The 18,397-nt window shown below is 58.2% G+C and carries 16 protein-coding genes and 2 pseudogenes; 10 read left to right on the top strand and 8 right to left on the bottom strand.

Going from position 1 to position 18,397, the window contains the following annotated elements; all coding sequences use genetic code 11:
- Positions 1-5: 5 nt before the first annotated feature.
- Positions 6-1,274 (top strand): beta-ketoacyl-ACP synthase II, encoded by a 1,269-nt coding sequence (gene fabF / locus BJF91_RS24255; RefSeq protein WP_083943474.1) that lies wholly within the window; start codon positions 6-8, stop codon positions 1,272-1,274.
- A 944-nt stretch (positions 1,275-2,218) separates the two neighbouring features.
- Here the strand turns inward: fabF and BJF91_RS24250 are convergent.
- Complete coding sequence (locus BJF91_RS24250; RefSeq protein ID WP_075617116.1) at positions 2,219-2,770, bottom strand: TetR/AcrR family transcriptional regulator; 552 nt, start codon at positions 2,768-2,770, stop codon at positions 2,219-2,221.
- A 78-nt stretch (positions 2,771-2,848) separates the two neighbouring features.
- Here BJF91_RS24250 and BJF91_RS24245 point away from each other — a divergent pair, with 78 nt between their 5' ends.
- Together BJF91_RS24245 and BJF91_RS24905 are read left to right on the top strand one after the other, a co-directional pair.
- Positions 2,849-3,595 carry an SDR family NAD(P)-dependent oxidoreductase gene (locus tag BJF91_RS24245; RefSeq protein ID WP_324615732.1) on the top strand — a complete coding sequence of 249 codons (747 nt, stop codon included), beginning with the start codon at positions 2,849-2,851 and terminating at the stop codon, positions 3,593-3,595.
- 344 nt (positions 3,596-3,939) lie between these two features.
- Positions 3,940-4,029, top strand: a pseudogene (locus tag BJF91_RS24905) (transposase); the annotation flags it as partial.
- Here BJF91_RS24905 and BJF91_RS25150 read toward each other — a convergent pair.
- The 6 genes from BJF91_RS25150 to BJF91_RS24220 form a co-directional block, all read right to left on the bottom strand.
- Positions 4,005-4,235: a hypothetical protein gene (locus BJF91_RS25150; RefSeq protein WP_162843922.1), complete on the bottom strand. Its 231-nt coding sequence runs from the start codon at positions 4,233-4,235 to the stop codon at positions 4,005-4,007. The pseudogene BJF91_RS24905 and the gene BJF91_RS25150 overlap by 25 nt on opposite strands.
- A 210-nt stretch (positions 4,236-4,445) precedes the next feature.
- Positions 4,446-6,113, bottom strand: a complete 1,668-nt coding sequence (locus BJF91_RS24235) for a glycoside hydrolase family 13 protein (RefSeq protein WP_075617115.1) — start codon at positions 6,111-6,113, stop codon at positions 4,446-4,448.
- A gap of 106 nt (positions 6,114-6,219) precedes the next feature.
- Positions 6,220-7,881 (bottom strand): alpha-amylase family protein, encoded by a 1,662-nt coding sequence (locus BJF91_RS24230; protein WP_075617114.1) that lies wholly within the window; start codon positions 7,879-7,881, stop codon positions 6,220-6,222.
- Between the two features lie 62 nt (positions 7,882-7,943).
- Positions 7,944-8,921 carry a TIGR03885 family FMN-dependent LLM class oxidoreductase gene (locus tag BJF91_RS24225; RefSeq protein ID WP_075617113.1) on the bottom strand — a complete coding sequence of 326 codons (978 nt, stop codon included), beginning with the start codon at positions 8,919-8,921 and terminating at the stop codon, positions 7,944-7,946.
- A 137-nt stretch (positions 8,922-9,058) separates the two neighbouring features.
- Positions 9,059-9,181: a hypothetical protein gene (locus BJF91_RS25455; protein WP_267890193.1), complete on the bottom strand. Its 123-nt coding sequence runs from the start codon at positions 9,179-9,181 to the stop codon at positions 9,059-9,061.
- A gap of 78 nt (positions 9,182-9,259) precedes the next feature.
- Positions 9,260-9,556, bottom strand: a complete 297-nt coding sequence (locus tag BJF91_RS24220) for a PRC-barrel domain-containing protein (RefSeq protein ID WP_075617112.1) — start codon at positions 9,554-9,556, stop codon at positions 9,260-9,262.
- A 574-nt stretch (positions 9,557-10,130) separates the two neighbouring features.
- Between BJF91_RS24220 and BJF91_RS24215 the strand changes: the two genes are divergently transcribed.
- The 4 genes and pseudogenes from BJF91_RS24215 to BJF91_RS24200 all read left to right on the top strand — a co-directional run.
- Positions 10,131-10,925, top strand: a complete 795-nt coding sequence (locus BJF91_RS24215) for an SDR family NAD(P)-dependent oxidoreductase (protein ID WP_075617111.1) — start codon at positions 10,131-10,133, stop codon at positions 10,923-10,925.
- Between the two features lie 178 nt (positions 10,926-11,103).
- Positions 11,104-13,131: a transketolase gene (gene tkt, locus BJF91_RS24210; RefSeq protein WP_075617110.1), complete on the top strand. Its 2,028-nt coding sequence runs from the start codon at positions 11,104-11,106 to the stop codon at positions 13,129-13,131.
- 163 nt (positions 13,132-13,294) lie between these two features.
- Positions 13,295-14,590: a cation:proton antiporter gene (locus tag BJF91_RS24205; RefSeq protein WP_075617109.1), complete on the top strand. Its 1,296-nt coding sequence runs from the start codon at positions 13,295-13,297 to the stop codon at positions 14,588-14,590.
- Between the two features lie 97 nt (positions 14,591-14,687).
- Positions 14,688-15,067 (top strand): annotated as a pseudogene (locus BJF91_RS24200) (response regulator transcription factor); the annotation flags it as partial.
- Positions 15,068-15,257: 190 nt separating this feature from the next.
- Here BJF91_RS24200 and BJF91_RS24195 read toward each other — a convergent pair.
- Positions 15,258-15,953, bottom strand: a complete 696-nt coding sequence (locus tag BJF91_RS24195; protein ID WP_075617108.1) for a FadR/GntR family transcriptional regulator — start codon at positions 15,951-15,953, stop codon at positions 15,258-15,260.
- Positions 15,954-16,126: 173 nt separating this feature from the next.
- Here BJF91_RS24195 and BJF91_RS24190 point away from each other — a divergent pair, with 173 nt between their 5' ends.
- The 3 genes from BJF91_RS24190 (at position 16,127) to BJF91_RS24180 (ending at position 18,391) form a co-directional block, all read left to right on the top strand.
- Complete coding sequence (locus BJF91_RS24190) at positions 16,127-16,906, top strand: ABC transporter substrate-binding protein (protein ID WP_407639908.1); 780 nt, start codon at positions 16,127-16,129, stop codon at positions 16,904-16,906.
- Positions 16,907-16,970: 64 nt separating this feature from the next.
- Positions 16,971-17,642 (top strand): amino acid ABC transporter permease, encoded by a 672-nt coding sequence (locus BJF91_RS24185; protein ID WP_075617106.1) that lies wholly within the window; start codon positions 16,971-16,973, stop codon positions 17,640-17,642.
- The gene (locus BJF91_RS24180) at positions 17,642-18,391 is read left to right on the top strand and encodes an amino acid ABC transporter ATP-binding protein (protein WP_075617105.1); all 750 of its coding nucleotides are present in this window, start codon (positions 17,642-17,644) and stop codon (positions 18,389-18,391) included. The genes BJF91_RS24185 and BJF91_RS24180 overlap by 1 nt, the downstream gene beginning before the upstream one ends.
- Positions 18,392-18,397: the final 6 nt, after the last annotated feature.

The raw sequence follows: 18,397 nt of genomic DNA, 5'->3' as shown, positions 1-18,397 counted from the left end.
TTGTCATGCGTCGTATTGTTGTCACGGGAATGGGTGCCGTCAGTCCGCTCGGCGCCAGCGTTGAGAGTTCCTGGAGCCGCCTTCTCGCCGGTCAATCCGGCCTTCGTCGTCTGCCCCACGACATGGTCGGTGATCTGCCGTCAAAGGTTGGCGGTGTCGTCCCGACGATCCAAGAGGATCCAGAGGCTGGTTTCGATGCAGACCGCATCCTGTCCCTCAAGGATCAGCGCAAGGTGGATCGCTTCATTCTGTTCGCACTCGCGGCAGCAGACGAGGCCCTCGCACAGGCCGGATGGAGACCCGCCTCAGAAGCGGACCGCCAGAGAACGGCAACAATCATCGCCTCGGGGATCGGTGGTTTCCCGGCGATCACCGAGGCCGTCCGGACCGTTGATGATAAAGGCCCCCGGCGCCTGTCTCCATTCACCATTCCGTCCTTCCTCGTCAACCTTGCAGCGGGCCAGGTGTCTATCCGCCACGGGCTGAAGGGCCCGCTTGGCGCGCCGGTAACCGCCTGCGCGGCGGGGGTTCAGGCCATCGGTGACGCGGCCCGCATGATCGGAGCGAACGAAGTCGATATTGCCGTTTGCGGTGGAACGGAAGCCTGCATGAACATCGTGAGCCTTGGCGGGTTCGCGGCAGCTCGGGCATTGTCCACCGGTTACGCCGACAAGCCGGCCGCTGCCTCTCGCCCCTTCGACATGATGCGAGACGGCTTCGTGATGGGCGAAGGCGCCGGCATTCTCGTCATCGAAGCACTTAGCCATGCGCTGGCGCGTGGCGCGACACCGTTAGCGGAGCTGGTCGGCTATGGCACCACGGCAGATGCCCATCATGTCACGTCCGGCCCGGAAGACGGATCGGGGGCCGCCAGAGCGATGCAGATTGCCATCCGACAGGCAGGAATTGTGCCGTCTGACATTCAGCATCTGAATGCCCATGCGACATCGACACAGCTTGGTGATCGTGGAGAAATTGAAGCGATCAAGTCGCTGTTTGGAACGCAAGGCGGCATAGCCGTCAGCGGCACTAAATCCGCAACCGGTCACCTTCTCGGAGCAGCCGGAGGCCTCGAAGCGGTCTTCACCATCCTCGCTCTACGAGATCAGGTGGCGCCCCCGACGCTGAACCTAAATTCTCCCGATCCCGCCGGTAATGGCATCGATTTCGTCGCCAACAAAGCAAGACCACACCCCATGGAATTCGCAATCAGCAATGGCTTCGGGTTCGGCGGTGTGAATGCTAGTGCAATATTCCGGCGCTGGGGCGCCTGAAGGCATGACGCCAAAACCAACGCCATCGCGTGGAGTGAGTTCCTGGGCGCCGAGATTGCCGTTATCGGCGTTGGCGGAGGCGGCGGAAATGCGATTAACACCATGATCGCGCACAGCGAAGCGGATGTGAGGTTCAGCGTATGGCAAGCCTTGAGAACCGGCAGGCGGGGTTAGAGCAGGAAGTTGCCTTGATGCAGACTGTCGAACAGCGCAAGAAATAGATGCGCGCCTCTCGACAGATGCCGGTCGTCTATGGGGACCTGCGATCCACAGCCGGGCAGCGATTCCTGCGATGGAGTGGAATGGTCAGCAATTAGGCGGAACATGTGGTTCGACACACCAAGGCGTCACCCTCTTGCCCGCAGCCGGCGGGCAAGAGCGACGTCAACAGGCGCCATTCTCGTCTCCCGTACAATCAGCGCAAGTCGGGCGCCTCGTTGAGCAACGCGGGGTCCCAGTGCTTTGCCGCCTTCCCATCTTTGATGCGCCACATGTCGAACCAGGTCGTGTTGTAGATTTTGAAGGGATGTGAACCCACGACCCGCCGTAACATCGGGTGCAAGCCGGCAGATAAACGAAGCAGATCAAGCATTTGGTCTATATGAAGTGTCCGGAAGGGGACCGGAGCTGACAAGTCCCAAGTAGCGATGCCGAGAAGCGAGAGCAGACGTTGAAGGTTCGACTGCCGTCGTCCGAATTCGGCCCGAAGCAGACATTGCGAAACCAACCTAAAGTTCTCTGAGATGGGTGAATACCTGACGGTCCGCCTCTAGGGTAAGATGATGAGTGGTTCCAATCCGCGGTTGCGCAAAGCCTCAAGCGTCCTGGAGACAATCAGGTAACGGGGTGACAACGCTGGCGCGAACTCTAGTGCCGGGTCGATCTACAGAACCGGGCCCGCGTGCGAAACCCGCAAAATCGGATTTCAAGTGTCATTGGATATCTCAAAGCACCCGCATACCATTAAAGAGCACATCCACCAGATGGGCAACACGCGGCGCTGGCTCGCTGTCCTTTTCAACCGCGATGGCGATTGCACTCACAACACAGACAATGTCGTCAAATCTTATGTCTTTACGCACGACCCCGGCTTCCTTGGCGCGCTGGAGCAGTCTATGCCCCTCCTCGGTAATCGCGTTACAGCCAGGCGTTCCGTGTTGGATGACAGTCCCCAGCGAAGCGGCAAGGCTTTGGTAGACACTCGTGTTCAGCGCGAGCTCCTCCAGAAATTGGCATAGCGCCTCCCCGGGCTTATAATCCGCATCGCGTGCGCGGCTCGCCTCGGCAACCGACGTGAAGCGTTCGTCGCTCGCAGCCGCCAGGAGCGCCTCTCGCGTCGGAAACCGGCGGTAAAGCGTGCCCGCCCCAACCTTGGCGCGCTTGGCTACTTCGTCCAGAGAGACAGTAGCCCCCCGTTCCAGAAACAGCTCCTCCGCCGCCACGAGAATGCGTTGGCGGTTTCGTTCCGCGTCGGCGCGTAGACCAACTTCAGACATTTTTACTCCATGGCTTGCTAAGTGGAGAGTTTCTCCATATTGAATTTGGAGACATTCTCCATTTATGCGAAGGATTATATGATGGCAAACCGGTTCGAAGACAAGGTTGTAGTGATCACCGGCGGGAGTGACGGCATCGGGCTCGCATCCGCGCAGCGCTTCGCGGAAGAAGGCGCCCGGGTTTACATCACCGCACGGCGGCAGGACTTGCTCGATCTGGCGGTCGACCAGATCGGTCATGGTGCAATCGGCGTGCAAGGTGATGTCACGAACCTCGCTGACCTCACATCGCTCTACAAGAGCGTCGAGCGTGACCACGGAAGGGTCGATGTCGTCTTTGCCAATGCGGGTATGCACCAGCCCGTTGCGCTTGAGGCGATCGAGGAAGCGCATTTCGATTCGACCTTCGGTCTCAACGTGAAGGGTCTGCTTTTCACGGTGCAGAAGGCACTGCCGCTGATGACGCACGGGGGCGTGGTCGTCCTCAACGGCTCGATCGCAGGATCAAAGGCCTATCCCGGACAGTCCCTCTACAACGCCAGTAAGGCAGCGGTCCGCTCCCTCGCACGAAGCTGGACTATCGATCTGAAAGAACGCGGCATTCGCGTCAACGTCGTCTCTCCCGGCGCCACAGAGACCCGGCTGATGCGTGGCTACTTCGATGCGGCACCGGGGGCTGAGGAACAAGTGGTCAAAGGCGTTCCACTTGGACGCCTGGCACACCTTGAAGAGGTCGCGAATGCCGTGCTGTTCCTGACGTCAAGTGAAAGCAGTTACGTCGCCGGCCATGAGCTATTCGTCGATGGCGGGGTCGCGGCGGTTTGACCCCGAGCGGGATTCCCAGGAGCGGTGAGGCGACGCTCGGCGTACTCCTAAATGTTTGGAAGGTATCAGAATTTCCATGATGAGAACTTTGGCTGCCGCCCTACTGGCACTGTCAGTTGCGGACCTTGCCTACGCCGAGGGGGCCCGCTAGCGCTCAAGCACCCAACAAGCTTGTCGCATCTGCCACAGCCCCGGCAGGCAACGTCGTGCTCGTGCACGGCGGGACGACTGATGGCTCGGGGTGGAAAGATGTCTTTGAAATCCTACGCGCAAAGGGGCTGACGGTCACCAGGCTGCCGCGCCAGGACGAAGCCAGCGGCGTGAGCTGCGCGCCTGAGGCACCGAAAAAGCTGACGATCATTGAGCAGAGTTTCGAACCAGGCGAGACGGTATATTCGACCGCTCGCCGTCACGGTGTCGCGCCCAGTCTACTTTGCTCAGCTTTGTCGGATTGTCGATCAAAGAGGTTCGGAACGATAACCGTGAGAGCAGGCTCCGGGGCATTCGGGATCCCGCTAGCAGACTCATTAAGGTTGCCCTCCGGCCTATCCAGCTTCCAACCATAGATCACCAAAAGTGCCTTTTGATCGCCCACTGGATATTCGCGAACGCGCTGCATGCCAAAATCCGTTAGGTCCATGCCGACTTCCGCCCGACACGTAAATCTATTGCCAGCAAAAACGTTCAATGAGCGAGGTGAATACCAAAGCGCTTCAGAAGGCCGGAGTCGCGCGCGCTGCTATCGAACGGGTGCCGTCAGACTTCGATGTAGCGAACGGAAGGAACGGGCATTGCCGCGCTTTTGCTCCTAAACGGGTGATGCCTATAGCAATCATCAAATTCCGCCTCATTACGTTCCGGTCAGAAGGCCGATGGCTTCATAAGGTCTGAGAACCAGCTCGGCCTCGATACTCACGATGGGGTCGTAGTTCCAGATAAGGCAATCACCGCGCGCAATGAGTTCCCTCGGCATTTTGAGACGGATCTCCACTGGTTTGAAACTCGCGACAACAATAAGCCGGACCTCATCGAGCGTGCGGGTATATACGTAGACATCCGGATGCTGTTCGAGCCACGGCTGGTAGTGACCGTAGACGACAACCGGGTGCGCTTTACGCAGCGCGATGAGCTTGCGGTAATGATTCCATATCGAAGCCTCGTTGGTCATCGCCGTCTCGGCATTGACGTTAAGGTAATTGGGGTTCACTTCAATCCACGGCGTTCCCGAGGAAAAACCACCATGCGGTGCGGCGCTCCACTGCATCGGCGTGCGCGCGTTGTCGCGCCCACTTTCGTTGGCACCTCGGATGAACTCTTCAGGTGACAGCCCGGCCTCCATTTGCAGCCGATACATGTTCAGTGTCTCTATGTCGCGATACTGATTGATCGAGGTGAACGGCATGTTCGTCATGCCAATCTCCTCGCCCTGATAGACGAAGGGCGTTCCTTTCAACAGATGCAGCACCGTCGCCAGCATTTTTGCGGATTGGCTGTGGTAGCCGACCGCATCGCCGTAACGGGAAACGGCGCGGGGAAGGTCGTGATTGCCCCAGAACAACGCGTTCCAGCCGTCGTTTGCTAGCGCCAGTTGCCACTTGCCGAAGACTTCCTTCAAGCCTGCGAGATCAAACGGCTTGGGGCGCCATTTTCCGAAAACCGCGTCCCATTGCTGGGTCACATGTTCGAACTGAAATACCATGGATAGTTCCTTGCGGTCCCTCCCCGAATACAGTAGCGCAGATCCCGGCGTGGCGCTCCATGTCTCGCCGACCGTCAGGATGTCGCGGTCACCGAAGGTGCTGGCATTCATTTCCTGGAGATAGTCGTGGAGGTGGGGTCCGTCCGTAACCACCTGTCGGTCGACCTGCTTGCCGATATAATCGATGACGTCCATGCGGAAACCTGCAATTCCGCGATCCAGCCACCAGTTCATCATCGCGTAGATTTCAGCGCGGACCTTCGGGTTTTCCCAGTTGAGATCGGGCTGCCGACGCGAGAACAGGTGCAGATAATATTCGCCAGTCGTCGGGTCCAGCGTCCAGGCCGGCCCACCGAACGAGGATTGCAGGTCATTGGGCGGCCCGCCGTTATCGGCCGGCTTGCGCCAGATGTAAAAATCGCGGAACGGGTTGTCGGTGCTCTGGCGCGACTGCAGGAACCACGGATGTTCATCCGATGTGTGATTGACCACGAGATCGAGAATGATACCGATCCCGCGCGCCCTTGCCTTGGACACCAGCCGATCGAAATCCTCGAGCGTCCCGAATTCCGGCGCGACCCCACGATAGTCCGAAATATCGTAGCCGTTGTCGTCCATGGGCGACTGGTAGATGGGCGAGAGCCAGATGATGTCTATGCCCAGCTGCTGCAGATAATCCAGCCGCGACGTGATGCCGGGGATGTCGCCGATGCCGTCGCCATCCGAGTCGCAGAAGCTGCGCGGGTAGACCTGGTAAACGGTCGCGGTGTGCCACCACTTGATATCGTGAACCGGATTGTCGGGAGCAATTACAGGCATTTCGGATCTCGCGGGTTTGAGCCGGCTGGCGGAATGACGGATGGCAAGAGCTGCGTCTTCGCCTGATCGGGCAACGGCAGAGCTAGGCCGAGGTTCCGATGAGCGGTCAGATGTCGCTTCTCTTGAGGAGGTAATCGAGCCCGCCTGCGCGGTACCAGCGATAACCGAATGGCTCGAGTACCATGTTATGCCGGCCTTTCTCGTCAGCCGTGCTGTCGCCGCCGTCGGCGATGTCGATCAGGACGTGTCCACTGTCCCCTACGCCGGGATCGAACGTGATCTCGACCGGCTTGTCATGGAGATTGTGAATGATGACAACGGCATTGTTGCGCCAGTCATAGCGCATCGCCAGCACGCCGGTATCGCCGCAATCAAGAACGCTGAAGGTTCCCCAGCCGATTTCTGGGGCTTCTTTTCGCATACGGATCATCCGTTCCGTCCAGTTCAGCATCGATTCCGGGTCCCGCCGCTGCGCCGCGACATTGACGTGTTCGAACCCGTATGGACCTTCGTTGATGACTGGCAGGACGGGTTTTTCCGCCTTGGTGAAGCCGCCGTGCGGCTCGGTTGACCATTGCATGGGCGTGCGGGCGCAGTTGCGCTCCTCCAATGCAAGATCGTCTCCCATGCCGATCTCGTCGCCATATCGCAGCACCGGCGTGCCCGGTAGCGAATACATCAGGCTATAGGCAAGCTTGAGACGCCTGGGATCGCCGCCTAGCATCGGCGCCAGGCGACGGCGTATCCCGCGATCATAGAGCTGCATGTCCTTGTCCGGGCCGAAAGCCGAAAACACGGCTTGCCGCTGTTTTTCCGTCAGCCGGCCGAGGTCGAGTTCGTCGTGGTTTCGCAGGAATATTCCCCATTGCCCCGTTTGCGGTCGCTCGCGGGTCTCGTTCATCGCCTTGGCGAGGGGGCGGGTATCGGCACTTGCAAGCGCGTAAAACAGAGCCTGATTGACGTGGAAATTGAACATCATCTGCATGCGGTCGCCGTCATCGCCGAAATATTGCAGGTTTTCCTTGGGCACGACATTGGCCTCTGCCAGGATGATGCTGTCACCCTTTCGCCACTGCAGGAACTCGCGGAAACGGCGCAGCAGATCGAACTGCGGCTTCGATGCCTTCACATCTGCGCCTTTTTCGGCAATCACGAAGGGAACGGCGTCCATGCGAAAACCTGATACGCCGAGCTGTATCCAGAAACCCATGATCTTGAGAATTTCCGCCTGGACATACGGATTGCCGGTGTTGAGATCAGGTTGGAATTTGAAGAAGCGGTGAAAATAGTATTCGCCGGACTTTTCGTCCCGTGTCCATGTGGTCTTCTGTACACCGGGAAAGACCATGCCCTCATCAGCATTTTCCGGCTTCTTCTCGGACCATACGTACCAGTCCCTATATCGAGAACTCTTGTCGGCGCAGGCCTGCTTGAACCAAGGATGCTGATCGGACGTGTGATTGACGACGAGATCGATCAGCACCCGAATACCTCGTTGCTTGGCACTATGGGTAAATTCGACGAAATCGCCGAGCGTGCCGTATCGGGGATCGATGTTGTAATAGTCGGAAACGTCGTAGCCATCATCGAGACCTGGCGAGGCTTGAAACGGCATCAGCCAGATGGCATTGACGCCGAGGCCGGACAGATAATCCAGCCGTCGTTGAAGACCCTGGAAATCGCCCACTCCGTCACCGTTGGCATCCATGAAAGTCTCCACGGATAGGCAGTATACGACGGCGTTCTTGTACCAGAGGTCGTTAATCAAGGTCGCTTTCCTTCTCAAAAAATCATCTGCAGGCACTCAGCGTGACGGTGTTCCGCCGATAGTCAGGTGTCGAATGCGCATAGGACGGGAAGCACCTGACGCTTCATGAAGTCGAGGAAGCCCATTTGGTCGCGAGAGACGTTGTGGACAAACACCTCCCCGAAGCCGCAGGCTTCGGCTACCGAGATGAGCTCGATCAGCCTGTCCGGTCTCGTGACAAGCGGGATGACTGCATCGATGTCATCGGGCTGAACGTGCTGCGTGGCCCTCTCAAAATCCTCAGGCATTGGAAGGTCTGAAAGGGAAACGGGCGGCAAGGCTGCGTTGCGCCATTCCTTCCACGCCGCCGCCCTCGCCTCGGTTTCGGTCTCGGCCCAGCTAATTTGTATCTGCAGTGCCAGCGGCTTATCCTCACCGCCACCAAGGCGATAGGCCTCCCTCATATCGACGAGTTTCTGCTTCGGCTTGTTGATCGTAACCAGTCCATCGGACCATCCGCCCGCCCATTGCGCGGTCTCCTTCGACAATGCAGCGGCCAACAGGGCCGGTGGCTTAGCCGGAGCCGACCACAGGCGTGCCTTGTCAACAGCAAACCAAGGATCACACCGATCAACCTCTTCACCGCGCAGAAGGCCACGGACAATCTCGGTGCCCGCGAGAAGGCGCGCATTGCGTTCTGCCTTGGCGGGCCAGCCGCAGCCGACGACATGTTCGTTGAGAGCCTCTCCGCTCCCCATTGCGATCCAGCGCAATCGATTGGGAAACATTTCGCTGATCGTTCCGATGAGATGCGCCAGGACGGCGGGGTGATATCGCCAGCCGCCTGGGATTGCCAAACTGCCGAATGGAAGCGACGTTTTGGCCATAGCAGCACCAAGCCACGCCCAGTTGTTCCCGGAATTACCCTGATGGCTCAGCCATGGTGCGATGTGATCGGAAGTCATGATGGCCTGAAAACCCGCATGTTCCGCAGCTTGCACGTATGATAAAAGTTCGCGGGGCGCAAACTGCTCATGAGATGCGTGATATCCGATGATCATGCGCAAGTTCCTGTCATCCTCGCTCTCCGTGGGAGCTTGGCCGGATCCTCCGACGTAAGACCACCCGCACCCCAACCACAGAAATCGGGAACGCGCTGGTTTTTCGATGGTTCCCTGTCAACGGGACGAGTGTGGCGTTAGGCCTGCTCGGTAAGATGTTTTTCACCTGCTGCCGAAACTAGACCAGCAAGGCCGGGAAATGGTTGCGTTGGCTTGCCGAAAGGCGGTTTGGGATAGGCAGTCGTCGGATTAGTCGTCATTGGTATTCTCCGTCATCTGCGCGGCACGAAGAAGAGCCCGGCGTGACAACCGGGCTCGCGTTTCAGGCCTAAACTCTATCATTCCTTGTGTTCGGGCATGTCCTTGAGCTGGTCCTTGGTCCAAGTCGTCACCGCGTGGACGTCACCGTCCTCGTCGCGCATGAACTGGAGATCAACCAGTGGCACGGCGACCGGCTTGGCGCCGATCCCAAGGAAGCCACCGACGTCGATGACGGCGCGGCCGCCAGTGCCGGCTCCGTGAATATGGTCGAGCTTGCCGACCTTATGATCGTCGGCTCCATAGATTGTCGCGCCCTCGAGAATAGCGGGGGTGAGCTCAGTCTGGGCGAGTTTTACATGATTGGCATGGTTCATGGTCGTTTCCTCCTTCTGTTGTTCTTGGAGCAAGGGTAACCCATCGCTGGTAGCAATTGTTCCGCCGGTGGATTTCCTCGAGATCAATTCCGACGTGGGTTCGTCTTGCCTTCTAGGCCCTTCACCAGCTTGAAGCGCCGCTGGACCGTCGCATTAGCTGGGCCGAGCGCATTTAACCTGCGCCCTGGTCATTTTCGGTATTGAGGTCCGCCGGCCGCACGCCTTCGTTCTGGTCTGGATCCGGGCTATCAGGACCGACGCCCCCAACGTGGTCTGCCGACCATGTCTGCGGGGGTGCCTGTCGATTGTGTGTGCGCTCGGCAGGACCGATTTCAGGCCCGACCTCAAGGCCTTCACCACCCCACGCTAGTTATTCACGGGGCCTCTGACAAAACGCTCCGATCAATCCGGCAGGCCTTGCCGCTGCAGCCGGGATCATCCTCGAACGGGAGCGGTGGCTAGCGGTCCGGCAGCGTGCGAAATCCTGGAAGAGCGGTGCTGAAAGCTCTGGAACATAATTCGAGGCCGACCCGTTCCAGCCTTGGGAGGCCATTGCATTTACAAGGAGAATTCCATGCAGCGTTTCGCGGACAAGGTCGTCATCGTCACGGGTGCCGGCTCGGGTATCGGCAAGGCAACCGCCGAGCGTTTCCTCGGTGAGGGCGCGTTCGTGACGCTGGTGGGGCGGACGAAATCCAAGCTTGAGGCTGTCGCAAAGCCCTACCCTGTCGACAAGGTGACGATCGTTGAGGCCGATATTTCGAACGAGGATGATGTCGCAAGCCTTGTGGCTCAGACGACAAAGAAGGCAGGTCGTCTCGACGTACTGGTCAACAATGCTGGCGTCGTCGCACAGGGCGATGTCGGATCGCTGTCTTCGGACGATTGGCGCAAGGTCATGGCGACCGATCTGGACGGCGTCTTTTATGCATCCCGCGCCGCCATTCCACATCTCAAGGCATCGAAGGGATCGATCGTCAATGTTAGTTCCGTCTCCGGGACGGGGGGCGACTGGGGGATGGCAGCCTACAACGCTGCCAAGGGAGCGGTCACCAACTTAACCCGTGCAATGGCCATGGATCACGGCAAGGATGGCATTCGGGTAAACGCCGTCTGCCCCAGCCTGACGCGCACCGGGATGACCGAGGATATGATGGGCGACGACAAGGTCATTGCGAAATTCAATGAGCGGTTCGCCCTACAAGGACCCGGAAAACCAGAGGACGTGGCGGCTGTCATTGCATTTCTAGCCAGCGACGACGCTCGCTTTGTGACTGGCGTCAATTTGCCTGTCGATGGCGGGATTTCCGCATCCAATGGACAACCCCGCAGTAAAGCGCTGAAGCGTGCCGATAAAATGACAGAGTAGGCAGCGTCAGTTGCGTAGGTGGCAGCCTCGCTCCATCGGAAGAAGAGCCCGATTTGGGGAACTCGCGCTCCGCCGCTTCGTTCAACACCTCGCATCATCAAGACACCAGAGCACTAGCAATGCTTGCAATCTGCATCGTTCCAAGGATTGCAGGCGCAGGCAGGCAAAAGGAGTGATTATGTCCGATATCGCCAATCGAGACCGTAAGACCGTACCAGCGCCAAAAGATCAGCATCTGCGCGATATGGCCAATTGTATCCGCTTTCTGTCAATGGATGCCGTCCAGGCGGCCAAGAGCGGCCACCCCGGCATGCCGATGGGAATGGCCGATATCGCAACCGTGCTGTTTTCCGAATTCCTCAAATTCGATGCAGCCGATCCTCACTGGTTTGATCGGGATCGGTTCCTGATCTCCAACGGCCACGGATCGATGCTGCTCTACAGCTTGCTGTATCTAACCGGATACGAGGACATGACGATCGAAGAGATCAAGCGTTTCAGGCAAATCGATAGTCGCACTGCCGGTCATCCGGAATATCACCATGCAACAGGAATCGAGACCACCACCGGTCCACTCGGCCAGGGGCTCGCGAACTCGGTTGGTCTGGCTCTGGGCGAACGCATCCTGAATAGCTCGTTCGGCGATGATCTCGTCGATCACCATACTTATGTGTTCCTAGGTGATGGCTGCCTAATGGAGGGGATCAGCCATGAGGCCATTTCGCTTGCAGGTCACCTGAAACTCGGCAAGCTGATCGCGTTCTGGGACGACAATTCGATTTCCATCGATGGTGCGACCAGCCTTGCGGAATCCGACAACCAGCCGGCACGTTTCGAGGCCGCCCGATGGCACGTCCAGGAAATTGATGGTCATGATACCGACGCCATCCGAGCCGCAATTGTGCAAGCTCAGAAAGTAAAGGACCGCCCTTCCCTGATTGCCTGCAAGACAGTGATCGGGTTTGGCTTCCCGACCAAGGCGGGTACGCAAAAGGCCCACAGTGACGCACCAGGTGAAGACGAGATCGCCGGCGCCCGTGAAATCCTTGGCTGGTCATCGCCGCCCTTCCAAATCCCGGCGGATCTGCTGGACGCCTGGCGTGCGATCGGCAGGAAAGGCCGTGCGGCTCGCGCCGACTGGGCGAAAGCGGTCGAAGACAGCGGAAACCGTGATTTCGCGCGGCGCATGAAGGGTGATCTGCCGCCGGATTGGCGCTCAGCCATCGATGCCGCTAAAGCCGAGCTCCTTACATCCGACAAAGAACTGGCGACCCGTCAGGCGAGCGGTATCGTCCTCAACCACCTTTATGACGCCATTCCGGAACTGCTCGGCGGCTCCGCCGACCTCACGCCGTCCAACAATACCAAAGCGAAAAATCAGGTCGAGATTACGCCTGATGATTTCGCAGGCTCCTACATTCATTATGGCGTGCGAGAACACGGGATGGCGGCGGCCTTGAATGGTTTGGCGCTGCATGGCGGGATCATCCCTTACGGCGGCACATTCCTGACGTTTTCAGACTATTGCCGGCCATCGATCCGGCTGGCAGCGATGATGGAGGTTCGCTCTATCTTCGTCATGACCCATGATTCCATCGGACTCGGTGAAGACGGCCCGACCCATCAGCCCATCGAGCATCTCAGCGCATTGCGCGCGATTCCGAGGCTCGCCGTCTATCGACCGGGCGATCCGATCGAAACGGCAGAATGCTGGGAAGCTATTCTGGATACTCCGCGTGAGGCAGCGCTGATCGCGCTGTCGCGCCAGCCAATGCCGATGCTTCGAAAAGACGGGTCTTCGGAGAATCTGTCGGCGAAAGGCGCCTATGTGCTGCTCGATGCAGAGGGCGGCGAACGACAGCTGACAATCTTTGCCACGGGTTCCGAGCTGCACCTCGCCGTCGAGGCCCGCGATGTTTTGCAAAAAGACGGTATTCGGACGGCAGTCGTGTCGATGCCATGCCGTCTGCTGTTCGAGCGGCAAGATCCGAGTTATCAGCGCGAGGTCATCGGAGACACGCGGGCGCGTGTGGCCGTCGAAGCGGCGGTGCGCGATTCCTGGGACCGGTATCTTGGCCTAGACGGCGAATTCGTCGGGATGCACGAGTTCGGTGCGTCGGGCAAGATCGACGATGTTTACAAGAAGTTCGACATTACCATCGATGCCGTTGTAAGAGCCGGACGAAAAGCTGCCGCTCACGCGTGACCGGCACTGCGGCAGACCGCCTGCTGGGGTTGGCCCGCCGCCGGCCAATCATCGACGGTTCCTCGATCTGGACCTTTGAGGCAGTGGGCACCTCGCAGGCAGCCTGTATTCGTTTAAGGAACAGCCCTCCCCGATCGACGTTGTCGGATATCAAGGAGCAGCAATGAACCACTACGTCGTCACACTCTTCATATTTGGCGCCGTCGTGCTTTTGACGACCTGGCTTCCGCTTTTTCTGAAGCGGATGCCATTGTCGCTTCCGATCTGCTGCATCGCGATCGGCATCGTTGTGGCATGGTCGCCGTTCACTCCTCTTCCTCAATGGAACCCAATCAAAAACCCCATTTGGGCCGAACACCTCACCGAGTTTGTTGTCATTGTCGCCCTGATGGGTGCCGGTCTCAAAATCGACCGGCCCTTAGGCTTGAAGAGCTGGACAACGACATGGAGGTTGCTCGGTATCGCCATGCCTCTGTCGATTGGGGCCATCGCCATCCTGGGCTGGGGTATGCTCGGTCTTGGGTCGGCTTCAGCCCTCCTCCTCGGGGCCGCCCTCGCCCCGACGGACCCTGTTCTCGCCTCGGACATCCAGGTCGGACCTCCACAGACAGGCGAAGAGGACGATATTCGCTTTGCGCTCACCTCGGAGGCTGGGTTGAACGACGGGCTGTCATTTCCGTTCGTGCTAGCCGCCGTCGCCATGACAAAAGCCGGTTCTGCTTGGGACTGGGTCGGGAACTGGCTTCTGTTCGACGTTGTCTGGAAGCTGGTGGCTGGGATCGCCATGGGATGGTTGGCTGGTCGCATTCTGGGATATTTCACGTTCAGGGTGCCGGAGACAGGCCGGATTGCGAAGACGGGCGATGGCCTGGCCGCGTTGGGTTTCACCTGCCTTTCCTATGGTGCGACCGAGCTCATCCATGGCTACGGCTTCGTCGCGGTCTTCGTTACCGCACTGACGTTGCGTAGCGTCGAGCGCGAGAGCGCGTTCCACCACCAGCTTCACGACTTCGGAGAACAGATCGAGCGGCTGCTGACGATGGTGGTGCTGGTTTGCTTCGGCGCAGTAATCGCAGATGGCGGTCTGTTCGCGGAGGCGGACTGGCGCGTCATCGCTGTCGCAGTGCTCGTCCTCGCCGTCGTCCGGCCGCTGGCGGGCTGGATCAGCCTTTTGGGGTGTCGGCGTCCCGCGTCGGAGAAGCTCATCGTCTCCGTATTCGGTATCCGAGGACTGGGCTCGATCTACTATCTGGGCTTTGCGACAGGTGCCGCATCTTTCACCGGTATGCCGACGATCTGGGCGACGGTCTTCATCGTTATCCTGCTTTCAGTCGTCATGCATGGTATCACGGTCACGCCGGTCATGCGGTGGATCGACCGGGCGCGCGGCGTTGACAGTATGCAGCCCACGCGTCCGGCGGAGGAAACAGCATTAAAAAACGACGGGCTGCCTGGGTGACTGTTCAGGGCCTATATCGCGATTGCGACCCAACCACTCTTCTCAACATCGGCGCGATATGCGGCCCGAACCTCGCGCTCGGATAGTCGTCGACCTGCCCAGATCCGTCGTCCTAATAAGTGCCAACGTCGATGTGCCCATGCCGTGCGGGCAATGAAAGCTGGTGCCATCGACGTGCTGACCAAACCTGTTCGTGAAAAGGATTTGCTTGAAGCCGTAAACCGCGCAATTGCAAATTATGCACTTCGCAGACTGGACAGAACCACAAAAACCACCGCCCAAGCCGGGTACATGTCGCTAACCCATCGGGAACGCCAAATCATGGCGCTGGTCGTTGCCGGAAAGCTAAATAAACAGATAGCAGCTGAGCTGCAGCTCGCCGAGCCCACTGTGAAACTCCATCGAGGCCATATGATGCAAAAGATGAAGGCGACCTCGGTCGCTCACCTCGTCAAAATGGCCGGCGGACTGTTGTAGGCCTTGCGAAGTGGAAACTTGGGGTAAGCTGGAGCAATTTTTAGCGCCGTGAACAGAGTCGAACCTGCGACCCACGATTACACACAACTGAAGAGGGAGTGTAATATCGCCGAGGTAGAGAGGGGATAACGGAGTTATAGCTTGCGAAGAAGCGGATCTCGGTCCCCGGCAACCCGATATTTTTTTATCCTTATGGCTGCAATCCCGCGCAGCGTGCGGTATTTCGGATATGAGCCTCCATTTCGCTGCATGCCCCATCTCCGTTATTAGCCTTTAAAGCGGCAATGATGCGGCGGTGTTCCGAAATGGATTGCCGCATTCTTTCCGGATCGGTGATCGGGATGGGCTGGCGCTGGGTCTCAGTGACCTGATCTCGGACGGTCTGGTAAAGCGCTTTCAGCATGGTGTTGGAGCATGCTGACACGATGATGCTATGAAACTCCAGATCGGCATCAACATTGGCGAGCAGGTCTTGTTTGGCCCAGCAGTCCTCCATGGTTTTTGTCGCCTGTTCCATCTTATCCAGCTGTGCCTGGGATAGTCGTCCAGCGGAAAGGCGCGCAATCTCGCCCTCGAGCAGGATACGGGTCTGGAAGACATCAAAAACAGAATAGCTTTCGGAATAACGCCACGGTGCCATGTTGCCCGTTTGGCCGGCCGTCCCATCACTGGCGGCCACGAATGTCCCTCGCCCGGCTTCCGTTTTGAGCAGCCCTAATGTCTCAAGCGTCAGTAGCGCCTCGCGTAACGACGCCCGGCTGATGCCGAATTTCTGTGAGAATTCACGCTGAGAAGGGATTTTCTCACCTGCTTTCAATTGCCCAGACTGGATCATGGCCTGGATCTCGCGGGCAACCGATTGTGGCAAAAGCGTTTTAGTGAGCATCCGATCCTCGTTCTCTGAAACCCACACTGCCTCTTTCGATAGATTTTTCAAATGACATCTTGCAAAGGATTGAAGCGCGTGCTTGTCTGGTCATACTGGTCTGACCAGTTAGACCAACGTAGATTGGCTGGATTTATAAAACAAGGGGTTCTCAAATGCTTCACGTCTCGCGCATGAAAAGCACAATTTTAGCCGGGTTGATCTCGGCGCTCGGCGTTTTCAACGTCCAGGCTGCCGATCTGACGGTCGGTGCCAATATCGGCAACGTTCCATGGGAATTCCAAGATGCCAGCGGCAAGGTCGTCGGCTTCGAAGTCGATCTCGTCAACGAAATCGCAAAGCGCCTCGGAAAGTCGGTGGAGTTCGTCAACACACCGTTCAACGGTCTCTTTCCCGCTGTCCAGTCCGGCCGTATCAACATGGCTATTTCATCAATCACCATCACTGAAAAGCGTTTGGCGTCGGTTAGCTTTGCCCAGCCATATTACGATAGCGACCAGTCTCTGACCGTGACAGCAGCTTCCGGCATCACCGGCCTCAAGGACATGAGTGGTAAGGTCGTCGGCGTAGATACCGGTTCGACGGGCGATATGTGGGCAGAAGCCCATAAGGGTGATTATAAGCTTGGCGAAATACGCAAGTTCGAAGGCCTGCAGCCCGCCATGCTCGATCTCGTTGCCGGCCGCGTCGATGGCTATATTTCCGATATTCCGGCACTGCTTTACTACGCCAAGGATAAGCCGGAGCTGAAGGTTGTCGAGCGCATTCCGACAGGTGAAAAATACTCGATCATGTTCAACAAGGGCGATCCGCTGACCGCAGAGGTCAACGCAGTCGTCACCACACTGAAGGGCGAAGGCTTCATCGCCAAGCTGCATGAAACTTGGTTCGGCGCAAAGGCCGAGGACACGACCTCTACCGTTGCCGTCCTTGACATGCCCAAGGCCAAGTAAGCCTTGCACTGCATCCGGCGGGACCACTCGTGTCCCGCCAGATTGCCAAGGGAGCCCGTCCGGCATGAACCTCATCAATACCTTCTTTAATGTTCCCGTATTTCTCAACAGCCTGCCGCAGTTGCTTTGGGGCTTGGTTGTCACCATTCAGATCGGTATTACCAGTATCCTTTGCGGCCTCATCGGCGGTTTGTTTCTGGCGGTGGCGCGCCTATATGCCCCGGCCGTTTTCACGCTGCTGATCCGCATCTACATCGACATCTTCCGGTCGATCCCGTTGCTGGTGCTCTTGATCGTCGTCTATTACGCGCTTCCGTTCGTCGGCATCCGACTGTCGCCATTCCTGTCTGCTGTCACCGCTTTGTCTCTGGTGTCCGCCGCGTATACTGCGGAAATCTTTCGCGCCGGCATCGAGGCTGTTCCCCACGGTCAATTTGAAGCATCCGCAGCGCTTGGCCTCTCCAGCCGCAACACGATGGTGGATATCATTCTTCCGCAGGCCATCCGGATCGTCATTCCACCGCTCACCAACAACTGCATCAATGTCATGAAAGACACCGCCCTCGCCTCGGTCGTCGCCATGCCAGACTTGTTGAAACAGGCAACACAAGCGCAGGCGCTCAACGCCAACCCCACGCCACTGATCGGTGCAGCCCTAATCTACGTCGCACTGCTCTGGCCGATGGTTGCCGTCGTGGCGCGTCTCGAAAGACATTTCAATCGGGGGAAACGTTGATGGAAAAGACCACATCTTCCCTGATTTCAATCCGCGGGCTGACTAAAGCCTATGGCACGTTCACCGTGCTGCATGGCATTGATCTCGATGTGGCTGAAGGCGAAGTCGTTTGCGTTATAGGTCCTTCCGGTTCCGGCAAATCGACCCTCATTCGCTGCATCAATCATCTGGAAGCCTTTCAGCCAGATAGCACCATCACCGTAGATGGTATTCGCGTTGCGCCCGGCCCGGCCCTTGCGAAGGTGCGTGCCGAGGTCGGCATGGTGTTCCAGTCGTTCAATCTGTTTCCGCATATGACCGTTCTAAAAAACGTCATGATCGCCCCTATGCGGGTTCGAAATACACCGGCAGCGGAAGCCGAACGCAAGGCGCGCGAACTTCTGTCCCGCGTCGGCATTTCCGAGCAGGCAGAGAAGTTTCCCGGTCAACTCTCAGGCGGCCAGCAGCAGCGCGTGGCTATCGCCCGGGCGCTCGCCATGGAGCCACGGGTCCTGCTGTTTGATGAGCCAACATCGGCTCTTGATCCGGAAATGGTCGGCGAAGTGCTGGATGTTATGCGCAAACTGGCTGGCACCGGAGTGACCATGGTGATTGTCACACACGAGATGGGTTTTGCCCGTCAGGTGGCAGACCGCGTCATCTTCATGGATGGCGGGCGCCTTGTCGAATCCGGGACGCCTTCAGACATCTTCGACAATCCAAAAGAAGCAAGGACGCGTGGCTTCCTTCGCGCCGTCCTCAATCACTGAATAAAA

Source organism: Gillisella taibaishanensis (assembly GCF_001938985.1).
Taxonomy (GTDB): domain Bacteria; phylum Pseudomonadota; class Alphaproteobacteria; order Rhizobiales; family Rhizobiaceae; genus Allorhizobium; species Allorhizobium taibaishanense.
The sequence above is the reverse complement of the archived record's forward strand: the minus strand, read 5'-3'. Positions and strand labels throughout refer to the sequence as shown.

Bases quoted from the DNA above. Each gene is read 5' to 3' on its own strand.
- fabF (WP_083943474.1), top strand. From the start codon at position 6: ATGCGTCGTATTGTTGTCACGGGAATGGGTGCCGTCAGTCCGCTCGGC.
- BJF91_RS24250 (WP_075617116.1), bottom strand. From the start codon at position 2,770: ATGTCTGAAGTTGGTCTACGCGCCGACGCGGAACGAAACCGCCAACGC.
- BJF91_RS24245 (WP_324615732.1), top strand. From the start codon at position 2,849: ATGATGGCAAACCGGTTCGAAGACAAGGTTGTAGTGATCACCGGCGGG.
- BJF91_RS25150 (WP_162843922.1), bottom strand. From the start codon at position 4,235: ATGGACCTAACGGATTTTGGCATGCAGCGCGTTCGCGAATATCCAGTG.
- BJF91_RS24235 (WP_075617115.1), bottom strand. From the start codon at position 6,113: ATGCCTGTAATTGCTCCCGACAATCCGGTTCACGATATCAAGTGGTGG.
- BJF91_RS24225 (WP_075617113.1), bottom strand. From the start codon at position 8,921: ATGATCATCGGATATCACGCATCTCATGAGCAGTTTGCGCCCCGCGAA.
- BJF91_RS25455 (WP_267890193.1), bottom strand. From the start codon at position 9,181: ATGACGACTAATCCGACGACTGCCTATCCCAAACCGCCTTTCGGCAAG.
- BJF91_RS24220 (WP_075617112.1), bottom strand. From the start codon at position 9,556: ATGAACCATGCCAATCATGTAAAACTCGCCCAGACTGAGCTCACCCCC.
- BJF91_RS24215 (WP_075617111.1), top strand. From the start codon at position 10,131: ATGCAGCGTTTCGCGGACAAGGTCGTCATCGTCACGGGTGCCGGCTCG.
- tkt (WP_075617110.1), top strand. From the start codon at position 11,104: ATGTCCGATATCGCCAATCGAGACCGTAAGACCGTACCAGCGCCAAAA.
- BJF91_RS24205 (WP_075617109.1), top strand. From the start codon at position 13,295: ATGAACCACTACGTCGTCACACTCTTCATATTTGGCGCCGTCGTGCTT.
- BJF91_RS24195 (WP_075617108.1), bottom strand. From the start codon at position 15,953: ATGCTCACTAAAACGCTTTTGCCACAATCGGTTGCCCGCGAGATCCAG.
- BJF91_RS24190 (WP_407639908.1), top strand. From the start codon at position 16,127: ATGAAAAGCACAATTTTAGCCGGGTTGATCTCGGCGCTCGGCGTTTTC.
- BJF91_RS24185 (WP_075617106.1), top strand. From the start codon at position 16,971: ATGAACCTCATCAATACCTTCTTTAATGTTCCCGTATTTCTCAACAGC.
- BJF91_RS24180 (WP_075617105.1), top strand. From the start codon at position 17,642: ATGGAAAAGACCACATCTTCCCTGATTTCAATCCGCGGGCTGACTAAA.